This window comes from Arcanobacterium sp. S3PF19, from assembly GCF_000758825.1.
GTDB lineage: Bacteria > Actinomycetota > Actinomycetes > Actinomycetales > Actinomycetaceae > Arcanobacterium_A.
This window is the reverse complement of the sequence record NZ_JRMX01000005.1, coordinates 75,971-92,567: the sequence shown is the minus strand read 5'-3', so window position 1 is coordinate 92,567 and position 16,597 is coordinate 75,971. Positions and strand designations below refer to the sequence as shown.

Below are 16,597 nucleotides of genomic sequence, written 5' to 3'. Positions count from 1 at the left end.
ATCCGAAAAGTTAACCGCACATTTTCTGTCATCTTCAGCACTCAGATAATCTACGCGGTTTCTTTACGGCAACACGTACTCCTTTGACCAAATGCCGAGTCGGTGAGGGCGGAAAATTCCAACGCCTCACCGACTCGGCATCCGAGGAGGAGAAAGAGGGGGAGTTCATCCTCTCCCGGCGGTTTATACCGTTTAGTACATATCTGTTTTTACGTTGAACGCGGATACAACACGGCGGATTTCATCATCGCTCAGTCCAGTGCTCTTTCCGCCGCTTGCGGCGTTCATATGTTCATACATGGCGCCGGTCTCAAGGTACTCGATGATATCGACTGCGGAAAGCGCGGAGAAATTCGAACGAACCATAATTCCATGCTTAGCCCATAGCGCAATGCGATGATCACGCAGTCCGATCACATTGTTCTCCATAAGTTCATCGCTGCCGGGAACCATAAATTTAAGGACGGCGATTCCTTCTGGAACCTGAACAATGGTTTCTGGTTCCCAACGGAAAATCATGCGATTAAAATCCTTGTTGTTTAGGGTCTCAGAGATATGCGAGAGAGCAACGAGATACGGGGGCTGCGCATGTACAATGGCTTGAAAACTTATACCCCGCTGAACCACTTGGTCATTATGCACCGCAAGATGTGAATTGAATTCGCTCGTGGGGCGCTGATATGTCTTGTTTGAATGTGTGTACCAGGTGCCGGTTTCACCCCCTTTATCCACAATGAAAGCCGAAACGCTTTTTTCGGGCGCATCTGCCACTTCACGCAAACGGCAGCCCGATCCTGTTACGAACACCGTTCGTCCCGCCAAAGCAGGTACTTTCCGGGGAAGTTTGACGCCGATTTGTTTCTCCGTAAATACCGATTCAAGATCGGTATTCCAATCAATAGAAATAGATATATTTCCCGCACCGGCTTCTGCAGCATGCAGGTGGTCGAGGCGACGTCCAGCCACTCCCATTTGTTCCAGAAGGGCGTCAACAGTTAATTGAGAAGTCATGGTCTCTCCATTCTTATCAGAAAATTCGACGTCGGGCTTCTTGCCAAACGTTTTGGTTGTTCTTGGGTGTATAGTCGGTTAGTTCGGTCGATGCGCGTACAACTTCACGCAGCGCAATAAGTGAATCCGGTATCGAACGGGCCGTTCGCGCCTGGAGTAAAATATTTCCAAGCGCTGTTGCTTCCGTGGGACCTGCGACAACGGGAACTCCGCACGCGTCGGCGGTCAATTGACACAGTAATTTGTTCTGAGATCCTCCTCCGACGATGTGGATGACATCTATATCTTTATGCGCAAGGCGTGTAGCCTGCTCGATGGTTTTAGCGTGCGCAAGAGCCAGAGATTCGATGACGCAACGGGCATATTCCCCGATATCTCTGGGCCGTGGTTGCCCACTGTTTTCGGCCAGAGAATCAATTCGCGCAATCATATCACCGGGTGTTGCAAAAATTGGGTTATTAACATCGATAATCGTACGAAAGGGCGCTGCTGACGTCGCAAGAGAAACGACCTGAGCAATCGAGAGGCCCGGATCTGTTTTTTTCCATTGGTTCACACAACCGTTAAAAATCCACATTCCCATAATGTTCTTCAAATAACGGATGGTTCCGTCAACACCGAGTTCATTTGTAAAATTTGCCTGCTTGGATTCCTCGCTGAGAATCGGTGAATCCAATTCGAGTCCGGCCAATGACCATGTTCCGCAGGAAATAAAAGCGAAGTTCTTGTGTTCCTCAGCGGGCACAGCCGCTACCGCAGAGGCGGTGTCATGACTGCCTACCGCCACCACCGAAGTAGTTTCCCCGTTTTGGGTCCGTAGATCGCAGATCTCATTTCGCACAACACCGATCCAAGTTCCCGGTTCAATGAGTTCGGGCAGTTTCGCAGAGATATCGACACCAGATATCTCCTCATATATGTCAGTCATTTTACCCGACCAAGATCTGGTACGCGGATTGACAAAGCCAGTTGACGAAGCGTTTGTTATTTCCGCATATTTCTTTCCCGTGAGCCAATAATTGACGAGATCAGGCAGCAGCAGGACTGATTCCGCCTTTTCCACAACTGACCGATAGTCTCTGCTGCCAGCTGCGGCAAGCAATTGGAAAATTGTGTTGATATCGATGTTTTGCAGACCGTTATGTGTGTAGATATCCGTTGCCGAGTATCGGGAATACACTATTTCAGGAATATCCTGAGTTCTGCTGTCCCGATAACTGAAGGGGGGAGTTATGAGTCCGCCTTCCGGGCCGAGGAGAGCGTAATCAACCGCCCATGTGTCCACACCTATTGATTCGATAGGCATTTCGCACAGATTCTTCAGCGACACGCAAATATGCTCCCATATTCGAAGTATTGGCCAGAAAAAGTTATTCTTTCCGATACTCGGAACACAGATAGGTCCGTTTCGAAATCTAGTGATTTCATTTGTCGATTTCAGTTTTCCGTCAGTAATTGAGGCGGTTATAACTCTGCCGGACGAAGCGCCCAAATCGACGGCAACAAAATTTTTCATTATTCAAATTCCTCATCGGGGCTTCGGGCCGGGCTTGTAAAAACTCGGCCCGAAGCCGCTTCGGCACTCAACAGTTCAAGCGCGGGATAAATCGATAAAGCTTTCTGCAGGAAAGCGTGAAAGTTTTAGGCTCCCCAGCTTGCCTGAGTTCCGCCAATTCGTTCCTTCCGAATCTTCTCCTGGTAGCCTGATTCCATAAAGGCCCGCATCGGATCCGGATCAAGTCCCTCAGACTCACGTAATTCGCCCAAGAGTCCGCGTACATCGGTGTAGAAAGCGTCCATGAAAATCTCATTTGCACCAAGAACATCTCCGGCTACCTGTTTTTCTTTGAGAGCATCCCGGTCAACAAGCAGAGCTTTCGCCGTCATTTCCTGCACATTGAGCACAGAGCGAATTTCGGCAGGGATTTTTTCTTCCAGGTTATGACACTGATCAAGCATGAAGTTCACGGGGGATCCTTCATCCAGGGCATTTGCACCGACGATCTCATTGAGAATGCGGAAAAGCTGGAACGGATCAGCGGCTCCCACGATGAGATCATCGTCGGCGTAGAACCGAGAATTGAAATCAAATGCACCAAGGCGTCCTATTCGGAGGAGCTGAGCCACGATGAATTCGATATTGGTTCCAGGAGCATGGTGTCCGGTATCAAGAACGACCATAGCCCGTTCTCCCAGTGCCTGGCACTGAACAAGCGATGTTCCCCAATCAGGAACATCAGTGTGGTAAAAAGCCGGCTCGAATAACTTGTACTCAAGAATCAGACGCATATCGTCATCAAGTTCCGCATAAATATCCGCAAGAGATTCTGCCAGTCGATCCTGACGTTCCCGTATGGAATCCTGACCCGGATAGTTTGTGCCGTCAGCCAGCCAAATTTTCAGATCCTTCGACCCTGTCTTGCGCATGATATCGATGCATTGCCTGTGATGATCGATTGCTTTTTGGCGAATTTTCGGGTTCGCGTTGCACAAAGAGCCGAATTTGTAATCCTCGTCTTGGAAAACATTCGAGTTAATTGTTCCAATTGTTACACCCAGGTCTTCCGCATGCTTACGCAGAGCATCGTAGTCATCGGTGATGTCCCATGGGATATGGAGGGAAACTTTAGATGCAGCGTGAGTGTAGAAATTGACCTGCGCTGCATCAGATATCTTCTCGAAGGGATCGCGGGGTACACCCGGTGTTGTGAAAACACGGAAACGTGTGCCGGAATTTCCAAAAGCCCACGAGGGCAGTTCAATATCCTGATGTTCGAGAATCTCGCGATTTTTCGCGCTGAGATCACTGAATTTCACCATGTTTGTTCCTTTCTCAATATTTCTTTAGTGTTTATTTCGACAATACGGCTGAAACAACCCGCCCATACCGCTCGATCTCTATTTTTTCGAGTGACTTCCCTTGAGTCTTCGGTGAACCAAAGGTGCCGACAATGAGAGAGACCGAGAGGAATCCAATAAGGAGCAGTCCGTCGATCATGAGTCCATTCTCCCATTGAAGAATGACTGGGAAGATAAGGGAAATAAGACCAGATGCAACTCGTACCAGGAAGAAGATAATTCCCTGTGCACCGGCACGATACGGAGTTGCGAAAAGTTCCGGCGCCCACACCGAGTAAAAGGCCTGTGCAGATGGCCCGGCTGAAATACCCCAAATGATTGCGTAACCGAAAGCGGTAAAGGCGGAATCGGAAGGGCCGAATATGAGGATAATCCAGGCAACAATAGCCAGAAGTGCGCCGATAAAGAAGTGGGTACGGTAGGGGATCGTATCCACGAAGTACATAAAGAATACTGTGCCAATAATGACTACGCCCCACGAGAGCATGGAAAATAGATTCGAAGCCAGTTGGTCATACCCAACGCTGTTGAGTATGGTTGGAAGGAAAATGCCGTTTTGTGAGGCGGCCTGGTTCCAACAGGTATAAATAACTGCGAGGAAAACCAATGCTCGGATATTGCACTTCCAGGAGAAGAGAGCCTTAAAGGACTGAAACATTGACGGCGGTTTGGTTTCCAAACCTCCTTTGGCTTGTTCCCAAGCCTCCGATTCTTCCAAATTTCGTCTAATATACCATGTAATCAAAGCAATAATCACGAGGTGCGCAAAGATCAGTCGGGACCCGAGCAGCCCCAGAGGTGTTACCGCGCTTGCGAGACCAAAACCGATAAACGGTCCGAATGACCAGGCTAATTGAGTTGCTCCGATATGCCTGCCTCTGCTTTTGCTTGGTGCAAATTCCGCAATATATGTCCATCCGGCCGGAACCGATGCACCTACCGCAAGTCCGATAATGACGAAGCCGATGAATAGCATCGGGAGGTTAGCAGCAAAGACTACAATGAGTCCGCCTAATGAGTACACCAGCAGGTCGTAGGTGTAGATGACCTTTCGTCCGTATTTGTCACACAAGGGTCCGCCAATAAGAGCGCCGATAGCGGCACCGAAAGCATTGGAACTGAAAGCCGCAAGCAATCCCGCGATTCTGCCATTGTCGTCGGGGAAGTATGCGGCCCCCCAAAAACTAAGCGAGGTTGCAATCGCAATAATGGACCCTGAATCGATATAATTAGACATGGAAACGGCAATTGTTGCCTTCCATCCGGTTAATGGTTTTTTTGACATATTTTCTCCGTTGAAATCAGATGTCACTGAAGATAAAAATACTGGGACAAGAAGTAATTCGTACCACCATTGGGTTGTACAAAGTATTGAGCCATTTCGCTCTGCCACTTGGCATTAATTTCCTCGTTATTTATACGGCTCATAGCTTGCCACACGTCATCAGCTTCGAAATAACCGAAAACGACAGCGGTTTCCGGATCGACGAAGAGCGAGTAGTTTCGCCATCCGGAACGCGATAAGGCATCGCGCATCTCTTCCCATACATGACAGTGCGCTTGGAGGTATTCATCCAGCTTGTCTTTACGAACTCGTAAAATAAAGCCGCATCTTGAATCTGACTTCTGCGTCGTGTCATTCAAAATACGGTCAACATTCGGGGTGTCAGCCATAAGTCAACTCCTTCGTTGAAAGATTGAAAGGTTTCAATCTGTTATTGAATCGTATCTTTGATACGATTCAATGTCAAGAGAAAACGTGATTCATTCACGGGTAACTAAGGCTTGAGCATTTATTGCACTGCCCGAACCGTCTCAGGAAAAATTCAGTAATCTCATTTAAACGAGGTCATTATCCGGATGGCGCGGAGGTGCTGTCGATTCTCGAACTACCAGCTTGGGGACAAAGGCAATATCTCGGCCTTCGACAAGTTGCCCCAAAAGAAGACGAGCTGCCGTTTCCCCGAGTTGCTCCATCGGCTGACGAACTGTTGTCAACGGAGTAATGAGTTCACGGGCAACGTCAATATCGTCAAAGCCGACAATGGATATATCGCGGGGGACAGCCAGATGACGACGTCTGGCAGCACGCATTGCGCCTATTGCGAGAGAATCGTTGGCACAAAAAACAGCGGTTACTTCCGGATGAAGGGAAAGGAGCTCCGTCATAGCCCTTTCACCGCTTGCCACATCAAAACGCTCGGCGTTAATTTCCGCCAAGGTCAACAAGTCATTGAATTTCATGACGGTTTTGCGCACTCCTGCTCTTCGCGCCTGCGCTTGCCGCACTTTAAGCGAACCGTTGATAAAACCGATGCGACGATGGCCGAGACTCCGAAGGTGCTCAATAGCTATCTCAGCTCCTCGGGTATCGTCAACCGAAACCGCACTCATTCCTTTTTTCAGCGCCGGATGATCAAGTAAAACGAGAGGTATTTTGGTAGTCTCGAGTAATTGCAGACTTTTTTCCGCATTGGAAGACGGAGTCAGAATAATTCCGCGTACTTCTTGTCCGAGCAAGAGACGAAGCAGATTGACTTCACGGTCAGGATCTCCTCCTGTTGAGGCTATAATGGGAAAACATGATTCTTCTGCCAAACGAGCTTCAATTGCGCTTGCGGCGGCGGCGAAAAAAGGGTTGGCAACATCGAAAACAAGAACACCGACCAACTTGGAATCTACTTTGCGCAAACGGCGCCCGGCTTCGGAGGGGATGAAACCAAGTTTTTCGATAGCCGCTTCAACTTTTTTACGTGTATGCTCGGAAACCAGTTCCGGATGATTGAGAACGTTGGAAGCGGTTCCCAATGACACTCCGGCCAATTGTGACACCTCGCGGATACTGGGGCGTCGGGTTACATTTCCCCCTTGGAATTGAAACGGTAATGTCAGAGGCCCCGGACAGGTTTCTGGGTGAGCGGTGCTGCCGACAGCTTCCGAAAGTTCGGGTTTTTCGTACTGTTGATCTGTCATGTTCTGCCTTCCGGATTCTTCCGCTTCTAAGTCTAACGATGTGGCCTGCCGCATCGCACAATTCCTTTGATATTTTTTCATAAATCTAACGCATGGTCATATTGGGCGAGCGTGTGCAAGTATTGCGTGGGAAACCACACTACCCGCTTCAAGACCCGACCATTCTTTGCATCAAAATAATCTCCGGAAGAAATCGGCGAGGTGACAGCGGATAGCCTGTGTTACCCAGCAGATATATGACGGATACTGTCCGAGGGATTCCCTTCGTGCCGAAATTTTCCCGTATTACATCGAAGCGGAAGGCGTGGAAAATTGACATACGCATAGGAAAACGCTCTGGGATATTCTAATTGCATTGTGAGACCGACATGATTTTGAATACGGAAAAGATAAAGAAATTAACGATCTCAAAGAGGGGACACCTGAACAGTGTTTTTGCTCAAGGTATAAAAGAAAAGCTATTTTACACCGAAACAGACGCTCCGCCAGTCGGGCTAGCGGGATTTGAACCCACGACCCCTTGACCCCCAGTCAAGTGCGCTACCAAACTGCGCCATAGCCCGATTGCGGAAATTTCCGCACAGATAGAAATTTTAGCCTATGGAAAACTTTTATTCAATTCGGTTCCGGCACCTGTGGAAAAACGGGGGAGAGACGTGAGGAACGGAACCTGTTTTTCCGCATTGGCACAACGAAAAAAGACCGGGTGAGAATTGCAACTGTAAAATTTATTTCACAGCTGCAATAGATTTTTCAAATAGGCTAGAATGGTTCTAAGTGTAAAAACACGGCAGATAAGGGGGAGCGGAAATGTCGGATCAGAGTTTTGATTCCATTCATACGGAGGACGGCAGCGGTTCGCTCACTTCCCGTATTTCCGCCATTACCCGCACACAGCCCGAACCTGTGGGCAGGATTCACGGGCCGGACAGTGAGGATATGGCCGCAGTTGCGGCTTTGCCGCCGGATTCCGCGCTGCTGATAGCAGTGTCCGGGCCAAATCAGGGGGCACGTTTTCTGCTTAATGCCGACCGGGTAACGGTTGGCCGAAACCCGCAGTCCGATATTTTTCTCGACGATTTTACGGTTTCCCGCCGCCACGCCGTGTTCATCCGCGAAGACGGGCAGTTCTTTGTGCGCGATCTGTGCTCACTCAACGGCACCTATGTGAACCGGGAACTGATGGAAGAGGCGAAACTGTTTAACGGCGATATCGTGCAGATCGGCAAATACCGGCTCACCTTCTGCAAAAACTCCTAAGGCCGTCCATGTCTGCACAAACACGGAAATACCATGAGTGGAATGCGCCCGTTTCTTTCTGGCCGCAGGAAGTTTCGCACGACCCGTCTTTAAAAATCGGGGAAGTGCTGGCTATTCTTAAATCCGAATTTCCGTTTCTGGCGGCATCGAAGATTCGGTATTATGAGTCCCAGGAACTTATTTTCCCCAAACGCACGGCATCCAATCAGCGCCTTTTTTCGATAGCGGACGTTGAACGTCTGCGGTTTATCCTTATCGAGCAGAGAGACCGCTATGTGAGTCTGCCGCAGATAAAAGAACTTCTGAAACAGTTGGACTGCGGAAGTGCGGAACGCGAGCATCCGGGTAAGCTGCGGGCGCTGCGCGACACCGACAAGTATGCCGTAAAGCCCGGCACGCGTCTGCAAAAAGGGGAGTTGGCCGCGCTTGTGGGTATTTCCGTGGCCGATGTGGAAGATTACGTGCGTGCGGGAATTATTGCGATGGATTCCAGAGGCAGACTTACCTCACAGGCGGCAGATATTCTCAGGTATGCCGAACTGCTGAAAAAAGCGGGAATTGATTTGCGGATTCTGAAATCTGTGCGCAATTCGGCACATTCCCATGCGGTTAATGTGGTGAATCTGCTGGCTACGGAGCGTTCCCGTGTGTCCGCACTGGCAAAAGAACGGGCCGTGGCGCAGACTGCGGAATTCAGCATTATGCTTACAAACTACTATCGCGCCCTGCTGGTCGAAAACATAGATGTTGAACTGCGCTGATACGGAAATACTTAAAGTAATTCTTTAATACACACCCTATACGACACGCCAAACGCATTTTTCTGTATATTGTTGAGAATATTGTGAAAGAGCAATAGGCTAGTAGCAGATACAGTTACGAGGAGGCAGACGTGTCAGACGCAACCACGCATCGCGTCCCACAGCGCGCACAACAGATGCTGTTCGGTGATGTTTTGCCGGATTTGGATATGCAGACGGGATACCGGGGGCCGGCGGTGTGCCGCGCACTGGGAATCACATACCGCCAGCTGGACTATTGGGACCGTACGGGTCTGGTAGTACCCGACATTCGCGTCGCAAGCGGCTCCGGGACGCAGAGACTGTATTCTTTCCGCGACGTTCTGCTCCTGAAAGTAGTCAAAAGACTGCTCGACACGGGCGTTTCCCTGCAGCAGATCCGCGTCGCCGCAGAACAGCTGAAGACCTTTGGCGTCGACGATCTGACCGGCGTAACGATGATGTCGGACGGAGCCTCTGTTTATCTGTGCACTTCCAACGACGAAGTAATTGATCTGATCAACGGCGGACAGGGCGTGTTCGGTATCGCTTTGGGCAAAGTTTGGCGCGAAGTGGAAGGTTCGCTGTCGAAACTGCCGACCGAGCATTTGGAAGCAAATCATACAGTTGACGAACTTGCGCTCAGGCGCGCCGCCAAAGCGTAAACGCTAATATTTTCCCGCGAAACTTCCGGTCCGCTTCATTGCTGCGTGTGAGAGAAGCCTGTGGGAGAGACGCCGGCCGATATATTCGTATGCCTTTTATAAATGCCGTTTTCTTTTCTCCCACTATAATTTGACATAATGTACATTATCGGCTTTATGGAAGAGACCGGCAGCACGGAAGGCAAATGGAAAGCAAATAGAGATTTTTATTTCTCTTCGCTATGATTTAGGTGAATAACAGACGGAGGAAAGAAAACAAAATGGTAGAGCGTTCACTGCGGGGCATGAAAATCGGTGCCAACTCCCTGGAATCCGAAACGGGCGTTTCCTTTGTGGAACGCCGTGAGGAAAGCTATGTATGCGCAAACGGACACCGGTTTAAGGTAACGCTGGCAATAGACGCGGAGTCACCCTACAAATGGGAATGTAAATGCGGAGCCGTGGCGGAACTCGCAGGCGGAGAAGACACCTCCGGCGAAGAAACGCAGCCGAAACCGGCGCGCACGCACTGGGATATGCTTTTGGAACGGCGCAGCAAAGAAGAATTGGAAGTTATCCTGCACGAGCGTCTGGAACTTCTGCGCTCCGGGAAGCTGCATACCAGATTTTATCAAAAGCACTGATTTTACCGGCGCGGGCGGCGCGCACGTATTTTTCCTGCCGCAAATCCCGACAGGCTGCACGCAGCCGCGCACACGTTCGCCGCGGCCACTGCGATAAGCCTGGAAAAATAAGTTCTCGTGGCAAAAGTATGCCCCTTTGCGGGATACACTTTCACTGCCGCGGAATCGGCGGTAAACAAAGCGGAACGGTAGAGCACTCTTCCCTGCGGATCTACCGCCCCCGAAATACCCGAAGTTGAAACCTGGACTGCACTTACCCCGTGTTCGGCCGCCCTGAAACGCGTCATCGCAAACTGCTGATCGGCTTCGCCCGTATTCCCGAAAGAGGCATTGTTCGTCGGGACGACCAAAAACCCGGCATCCTGCATCGCCTGCGCAACCACCGACGTATATGCAACTTCAAAGCAGATCGGCACCGCAATTTTCAGCATTTTTCCCCGCAGATTTACTTTCACCACAGCAGGGCCCCTGCCCGGAATCATATCCAAGGATATCTCCCGGGCACGCGGCACAATCCGGGTTATCAGGGAACGAAACGGAAGATACTCCCCAAACGGCACGGGATGCTGTTTTGAGTACGTATCGCCGATTTTCCCCTCCGGGGTCAAAAGCACATAATCATTCGTCCGCAGGTTTTTAATATAGTGCTGCGTACCAAGCAGCACAGGCACATTCGCTTTCTTCGCCAATCCGCGAAACAGCGCCCCCGCCTGCGGATCCGTGCGGAAATCCAGATCGGAGGCGGATTCCGGCAGCAGCAGCAAATCCACTTTTTCGGAACGGATCAGAGACAGAGCCCGGCGCACATGGTTTTCCGAAACGGTGATCTCCCGCCCAACACCTTGCGCAAGTTCTTCTTTTGTGGGGACGTTACCCTGTACGATACCGACACGTATGGGAGAAAGACCCCTGCCGGAAAAGTGTCGGGGAAAAGCGGAGGGCAACAGCACAAGAGCAGCCGCCAGCAATCCGCTGCCCACTGCCAAAAAACGTTTTCCCGCAAAAATATGCACCACTGCCCAAAAGCCCAGCACCGCCGCGGCCACGGCCGTAAATCCCACGAGATGAACCGATCCGTAAGGCGCCAGCCGCAAAAGAGGAGAATCGTTCAGGGAAAAAGCCGCCAACCCCCAGGGCATTCCGCCAAAAGGAAAACGCGAACGTATTTCTTCGATTCCCACCCAAAGTACAGCGCAAAAAACGGATAAAAACAGAGTCTGCGCAAACGTTTTGCGCGCAGAGGGGAAAAAACGGGCCAAACCGTTCCACAGCACGCCCAGCACCGCCACGAATAAAGCTTCGGCCACGCTGAGCACGATCCGCGCCAAAACCGAACCGGATGAAACCGTGACCCAGTCAAATAAAAGCCCAAAATAAACCAATCCCCAAAGAAACGCGGACGCAAACGCCAAACGGACGCTGCCGAAGAAAGTCACGGCGGCAAAACAGGCAACCGCCGGAAACAGAAGCGGCCACAGACAAATCGGAGGAGCCGAAAGAAAAGAACACACTCCGCCCAAAACAGCCAAAAATCCGTATTTCACCGTGCGCATATTTACAGCCAGTCCCAACGGCGCAAAATCTTTATTGCCTCCTGCGCAGTGTGCCCAACCCACGAGCCCTCACCCGCCGCGGAAAGCTGGCGCAGCAAATCGATGAGTCTGCGCGCGGCACTGATAAAATCCCCCACATCCGTTCTGTTGCGGTGCAGAAGCGCAGACAGCTGTTCTCCCCTGCCCCACATATAAAATAATGAAATGCCGCAGCTGTCCGGCTCAAAAGTACGCACAATTGCGAATTTTGATTCCAGATCGCTGAGATAAACATAATTTTTCTCCACTGCCGCCCAGGCCCGGCGCAGCCTTTTATCCACAATGGCGGTTTTCCCCAGACGCTTGTCTCCCAGAAAGCCGGCGCAGAGAGCGGCAAAACGCAGCGGATCAAGATTTTGAAATTCGGGTTCGTTAAGACACAGCGTAATCAGCAGATCGGACTCGTTGTGAATCCCGCGCAGCAAATTTCCGTTCATACTTACCTTATATGTGTCGGAACTGCGCTGAAGATATCCCAGACATTCCAACACCCGGCAGGAAGCAAGAAATTCCTTTATGACGGCGTCGCGGTATTCGTCCAAAAAACGTTCCGTGCTCTGCCTGCGTTCAAGAAGAGAAAGATACTCCTCCGCTGCGGCCAAATGCTGCGGAAGGTCGGGGCAGAAATGAACTTTGTTTCCCTTCATCCCCTCAGTGGGCGATACGGCCATGCGGTCCCACGAATGCGTGAGATCCATATCCGTTCCCAGTTCAATGCGCTCTTTCACCGGTGCGGAAATCCGCGCGGCAAGATCTTCGCGCACGGCGGCATTTTTCAGCGACAGACCGTGCGGCAGCGAAACAGTGCCCAGAGCACGCAGCACGGAAGTCAGTCTGCGGCGGTGAACCCAGATCCGCTCCCCCTGCGAATTCAGCATGCGGATCCGCTCCCCCCGCACGGAGAGAACCAACGCATAAACCAGCTCTCCCTCCAGGGAAAATGCGTACAGACCACCGGTCTTTACCGTACGCCACGATTTTTCAACCGCCCGCCGGTAATCTTCCCTCGCCTTTTTTCGGGCGGATTTTGAAGCCCGGCCCGCCTGCGCCCGTGCATCCAGATAAGCCAAAAAATCACCTTTTGCACAGACATGCTCCAGTTTTGGCTTCAGCTGCCCGATGCGCGCGCATATCCGGGCCAGTTTCCGTTTTTCCCCGGCAAGCTGTTCATTTATCTGCGCCTGGGCAAAAGACCTGCCCATAATTGATTTTGCGGTATCAAGGCCGTAATTTTGCAGCAAATTTACAACCGTGTTGTAGGTGGGATAAAAAGCAGATTCCAGCCGTTCGGCTTTTCCCGCCGAAACATATTCCAGTACCTGCGGATCCAACTCAGGCGTGTTCACCGTAACCGCATAGCCGCGCACATCTTTTCCGCGTCTGCCCGCGCGCCCGATCAGCTGCGTAAATTCCGTGGCAGACAGATTTACAAAACCGCTGCCGTCCCATTTCATCAGCGATTCCAAAACAACTGTGCGCACCGGCATATCAATTCCCAGCGCCAGCGTGCCGGTAGCATATACCAATGCCAGCAGGCCCTGCGACATCAGTTTTTCGGTAAGTTCCTTCAGCGCCGGAAACATTCCCGCATGATGCGCCCCGAATCCGCGCAGAAGAGCCCTGCTCCAGAAACGGAACCGGACAGTTTTCATCTCCTGCTCACCGAGAGTTTGGGCCAGTGCATCCAGCTGCAGCCTAATCTCCCGCTGCTGCGCGGAATCGGTAAAGCAGATATCGGCGTCGATAAAATCCTGCACCGCACGGTCGCAGCCGCGGCGGGAGAAAATAAAATAAATCGCGGGCAGATATCCTGCGCGGCGCAGAGCCAAAACAAGCTTTTTCCGCGCCGCGGCCCCCACACCGCGACTGCCTCCCCTGCCTGCAAAATGTCTGCCGTACTTTTCCGCGGCATGCAGACGGTATTTTTCCCGGTGTGCCAAAAAATCATCCACGGCAACAAAAGAATTTTTGTGCGCAACAAGCCGGGTCAAAGGCACCGGGCGTAAATCGGAAGTGACAACCGCGGTGTCCCCGCGCACCGAAGTGAGCCAGGAGGCGAATTCGCCGATATTCTCGATTGTGGCGGACAGGGAAATCAGGCGCGTTGCCGAAGGCAGCTGTAAAATTATTTCTTCCCAGACCGGTCCGCGCCAGGGATCGGAGAGATAATGGATCTCATCGAGCACCACATACCCAAAATGCCGTGTGCGCCCGGAAGGGGAAAACAGGATATTGCGCAACACTTCGGTGGTCATCACCAGAATCGGGGCAGAACTGTTGATCACCGTGTCGCCGGTGAGCAAACCCACGTTTTCCTCGCCGTAGAGCAGGCAAAACTGCTTATATTTCTGATTCGACAGTGCTTTTACCGGTGCCGTGTAGACATATTCGCAGCCATGGGCCAAAGCCAATTCAATGCCGAACTGTGCCACCAATGTTTTTCCCGCGCCGGTCGGCGCACTCAGAAGCACGTCCCTGCCCTCTTCCAGCGCACGCATGGAATCTGTCTGAAACGTATCGGGCACGATTCCGCGGCGGGCACATTTATCCGTGAAATAACTTAAAACAGAATTCATAATGCAAGTTTTATCGCTTTCCGTAACACCGTCACCGTGGCGGGAAGGTCTCCGACGTATTCTCCGTCCGCCATAATTCTCGGAGGATGAATTCCGGCCTGAGCGGCGGCGGAAATTTTAATTTTTTCCGTCTGAAAGTGCATCACCCGCGAATCTGAAATATGCTTTGCCGCCGCCAATTTTGGCAGAAGAACAGCAAAATCGGGAAGTTTCAGAGCCGGAACAAACACCACGTTTAACAGGCCGTCATCGGGTTTGGCCATTGGAGAGATATTGAAACCACCGCCGAAAAACCGTGTATTGGCCACGGAGAGCAGACACATCGAAGAAGTCAGCGTGCATTGCTCCGATTCGATTTTCACACCGTAGGGGCGGTAATTTCTGATTCCGGGGAAAATAGCGCGAATATAACGCATTTTCCCTTTCGGCCAGGTCATGGCATTGGTCCGATAATTAATATCGGCATCGATACCCAAACTCACGATCGCCAGCGCGTTCTTTTCCCCCGCCGCCGAATCAATATGAATTACGTCTGCCTCATAAAACCGCCGCGTATACAGCGCAGACATAATTTTTTGCAGCGAATCGCGGATATTGTGCACAGGAAGGGAGAACTCGCGCGCAATATCGTTGCCCGATCCCAGCGCAACGATACCGAGGGGAATTTCCGTGCCCGCCACCGCCTCCACTCCCAGATGGACCATTCCGTCACCGCCTGCCACCAGCAGCGCGTCAATCCCACCCTCTGCCACCGCTTCACGGATTGCATTCAGTACGCACTGTGCGTTCGGGCCGGTAAACCACTTCGGCTCAACGGGATATCCGTCGATCAGCCGTTTTATCTGCTGCTTCGACCTGCGCACACCGCCGTTTTTTGCACGCGGATTAACGGCAATACCCAAAATCACCGTTCTTCACCCGCCTTCGCCGCAGCCTGTCCGCCGTGTTTTGCGCCGCGGGCGGGAGCGGGGGAAAAATCTGCGGCAGACCAGCGTTTTGCGGCATTTTCCAGACGCCGCGCGCGGGCGGCGGCACGGTATTTCCGTATTTCAAGGCGTTTTTCCCGTGCGGCGCGTTTCCGGCAGGGATCTTCGTAAATATCGTTTTGCCGCACATATTCACGGACGTGCGGAGTAACAAAAGAGGTAAAGGCGGCGGCAAAATCCGCGCAGGCTCTCCCCAGACCCAACAGCGACTTTCCGCAGCGGTAAAGCAGCACGAGCAGATAGACAGACAGGAGCGCCAACCCCGCCGTAAAAAACAGAATAAGCGTCACCGTATATCCTCCTGCGCACGCTCTGCGGCCAAAATCCGTGCCCGGTAAATATCACCCAATTCTTCGCGCAGTGCGGCGGGCCCGATATCTTTTACGCTCTCTCCCAGCTGCAGAAGCAGCACACTGATCCAGGATACGCCCGCTACGGGAATACGCAGTTCCAATTCCTGTTCCGTTTCCTTCCCCACTTCCGCGGCGGGTACCGTTTCGGCAACCCAGCGCGCCTGCGGCAGACACCGCAGAATTGCATAATCGGTACCGAAATCGCAGCCGCGTTTACGCAAAATGCGCATATACCCGTCTGCCTCTTTTTTCCCCACCGTTTCGTTCAGAGAAGAAACATCGGAAATCCGGTCCGTGCGGTACACCCGCGGCTCTCCGTCGTCCCGCATAAAACCGAGATACGTTTTATGCGCCGCACGCAGCGAGACGGGCAGACCGCGCACCGTTTCGCTGCGCGCCCGGTATCCGTCCGACTTCCAGTAACGAAAAGTAATTTTACATCTGTTTTTTATCGCCTCCGCTATAACCTGAAGCGTGCCTCGGTTTCCGATCAATGCCGGCTCCGCCCACACGGCATCGGCGTAACCGGCATCCGCCGCGGATTTTACCAGTACGGAGCGCAGATGCCGCAGCTCCTCCAACTCATCGGGGGCAGCGGAGTTTAACGCCAGATCAACCATGCTCAGCACCGTGATCAGTTCATCAAGACCCAGTTTGGGCAGTCCGTATTCCCGCAGTCCCCCTATTTCCACCACATCCTGCGGATTGGCATTTTCCGCGTCAAAAATGATGTCAATCGGGCAAAGATACGATTCACCGTCCGCGGAAGTCAGTTCCATGCAAAACAGTTGCGTCAGTTCATCGTGGATTTCGCGCACACTGCGCCCGTAATGCCGTGCCAGTTCCCGTTTTGTGACCGGACCGTGCAGGTAGAGAAACGCAAGCAGGGAGAGCTTGCGGGAAATTGAAATATCCGTCAT

General features: G+C 51.9%; 15 protein-coding genes and 1 tRNA gene. 4 read left to right on the top strand and 12 right to left on the bottom strand.

Annotated features, from left to right (window positions below; all coding sequences use genetic code 11):
- Nucleotides 1-192: 192 nt before the first annotated feature.
- The 7 genes from HMPREF1631_RS00905 to HMPREF1631_RS00875 form a co-directional block, all read right to left on the bottom strand.
- Complete coding sequence (locus HMPREF1631_RS00905) at nt 193-1,011, bottom strand: class II aldolase/adducin family protein (RefSeq protein ID WP_034231234.1); 819 nt, start codon at nt 1,009-1,011, stop codon at nt 193-195.
- Between the two features lie 16 nt (nt 1,012-1,027).
- Complete coding sequence (locus HMPREF1631_RS00900) at nt 1,028-2,527, bottom strand: rhamnulokinase family protein (protein ID WP_034231232.1); 1,500 nt, start codon at nt 2,525-2,527, stop codon at nt 1,028-1,030.
- A gap of 125 nt (nt 2,528-2,652) precedes the next feature.
- A complete protein-coding gene (gene rhaI, locus HMPREF1631_RS00895; protein WP_034231231.1) occupies nt 2,653-3,831 on the bottom strand; it encodes an L-rhamnose isomerase in 1,179 nt (392 codons plus the stop codon).
- A gap of 31 nt (nt 3,832-3,862) precedes the next feature.
- The gene (locus HMPREF1631_RS00890; RefSeq protein WP_034231229.1) at nt 3,863-5,155 is read right to left on the bottom strand and encodes an MFS transporter; all 1,293 of its coding nucleotides are present in this window, start codon (nt 5,153-5,155) and stop codon (nt 3,863-3,865) included.
- A gap of 23 nt (nt 5,156-5,178) precedes the next feature.
- Nucleotides 5,179-5,544, bottom strand: a complete 366-nt coding sequence (locus HMPREF1631_RS00885) for an L-rhamnose mutarotase (RefSeq protein WP_034231227.1) — start codon at nt 5,542-5,544, stop codon at nt 5,179-5,181.
- A gap of 165 nt (nt 5,545-5,709) precedes the next feature.
- Nucleotides 5,710-6,897: a LacI family DNA-binding transcriptional regulator gene (locus tag HMPREF1631_RS00880; RefSeq protein WP_232215382.1), complete on the bottom strand. Its 1,188-nt coding sequence runs from the start codon at nt 6,895-6,897 to the stop codon at nt 5,710-5,712.
- A 435-nt stretch (nt 6,898-7,332) separates the two neighbouring features.
- A tRNA-Pro gene (locus HMPREF1631_RS00875) sits at nt 7,333-7,406 on the bottom strand.
- A 247-nt stretch (nt 7,407-7,653) separates the two neighbouring features.
- Between HMPREF1631_RS00875 and HMPREF1631_RS00870 the strand changes: the two genes are divergently transcribed.
- The 4 genes from HMPREF1631_RS00870 (at nt 7,654) to HMPREF1631_RS00855 (ending at nt 10,170) form a co-directional block, all read left to right on the top strand.
- A complete protein-coding gene (locus HMPREF1631_RS00870; RefSeq protein ID WP_034231225.1) occupies nt 7,654-8,103 on the top strand; it encodes an FHA domain-containing protein in 450 nt (149 codons plus the stop codon).
- An 8-nt stretch (nt 8,104-8,111) separates the two neighbouring features.
- Nucleotides 8,112-8,864 carry a MerR family transcriptional regulator gene (locus HMPREF1631_RS00865; RefSeq protein WP_034231222.1) on the top strand — a complete coding sequence of 251 codons (753 nt, stop codon included), beginning with the start codon at nt 8,112-8,114 and terminating at the stop codon, nt 8,862-8,864.
- Nucleotides 8,865-9,040: 176 nt separating this feature from the next.
- Nucleotides 9,041-9,547 (top strand): MerR family transcriptional regulator, encoded by a 507-nt coding sequence (locus HMPREF1631_RS00860; protein WP_034231219.1) that lies wholly within the window; start codon nt 9,041-9,043, stop codon nt 9,545-9,547.
- 260 nt (nt 9,548-9,807) lie between these two features.
- Complete coding sequence (locus HMPREF1631_RS00855; RefSeq protein WP_034231217.1) at nt 9,808-10,170, top strand: RNA polymerase-binding protein RbpA; 363 nt, start codon at nt 9,808-9,810, stop codon at nt 10,168-10,170.
- 2 nt (nt 10,171-10,172) lie between these two features.
- On the opposite strand, the gene lnt is transcribed toward HMPREF1631_RS00855, so the two are convergent.
- Genes lnt through HMPREF1631_RS00830 form a run of 5 tightly spaced genes read right to left on the bottom strand, consistent with a single transcriptional unit; the run spans nt 10,173 to nt 16,597 of the window.
- Nucleotides 10,173-11,786 (bottom strand): apolipoprotein N-acyltransferase, encoded by a 1,614-nt coding sequence (gene lnt / locus HMPREF1631_RS00850; RefSeq protein WP_156956171.1) that lies wholly within the window; start codon nt 11,784-11,786, stop codon nt 10,173-10,175.
- Nucleotides 11,726-14,338: an RNA helicase gene (locus tag HMPREF1631_RS00845; RefSeq protein WP_052046900.1), complete on the bottom strand. Its 2,613-nt coding sequence runs from the start codon at nt 14,336-14,338 to the stop codon at nt 11,726-11,728. Before HMPREF1631_RS00845 ends, lnt begins: the two co-directional genes overlap by 61 nt.
- Nucleotides 14,335-15,246 (bottom strand): diacylglycerol kinase family protein, encoded by a 912-nt coding sequence (locus tag HMPREF1631_RS00840; RefSeq protein WP_034231203.1) that lies wholly within the window; start codon nt 15,244-15,246, stop codon nt 14,335-14,337. Before HMPREF1631_RS00840 ends, HMPREF1631_RS00845 begins: the two co-directional genes overlap by 4 nt.
- On the bottom strand, nt 15,243-15,614 hold the full coding sequence (locus tag HMPREF1631_RS00835) for a hypothetical protein (RefSeq protein WP_034231200.1): 372 nt from the start codon (nt 15,612-15,614) through the stop codon (nt 15,243-15,245). The genes HMPREF1631_RS00840 and HMPREF1631_RS00835 overlap by 4 nt, the downstream gene beginning before the upstream one ends.
- Nucleotides 15,611-16,597 (bottom strand): YafY family protein, encoded by a 987-nt coding sequence (locus HMPREF1631_RS00830; RefSeq protein WP_034231197.1) that lies wholly within the window; start codon nt 16,595-16,597, stop codon nt 15,611-15,613. Before HMPREF1631_RS00830 ends, HMPREF1631_RS00835 begins: the two co-directional genes overlap by 4 nt.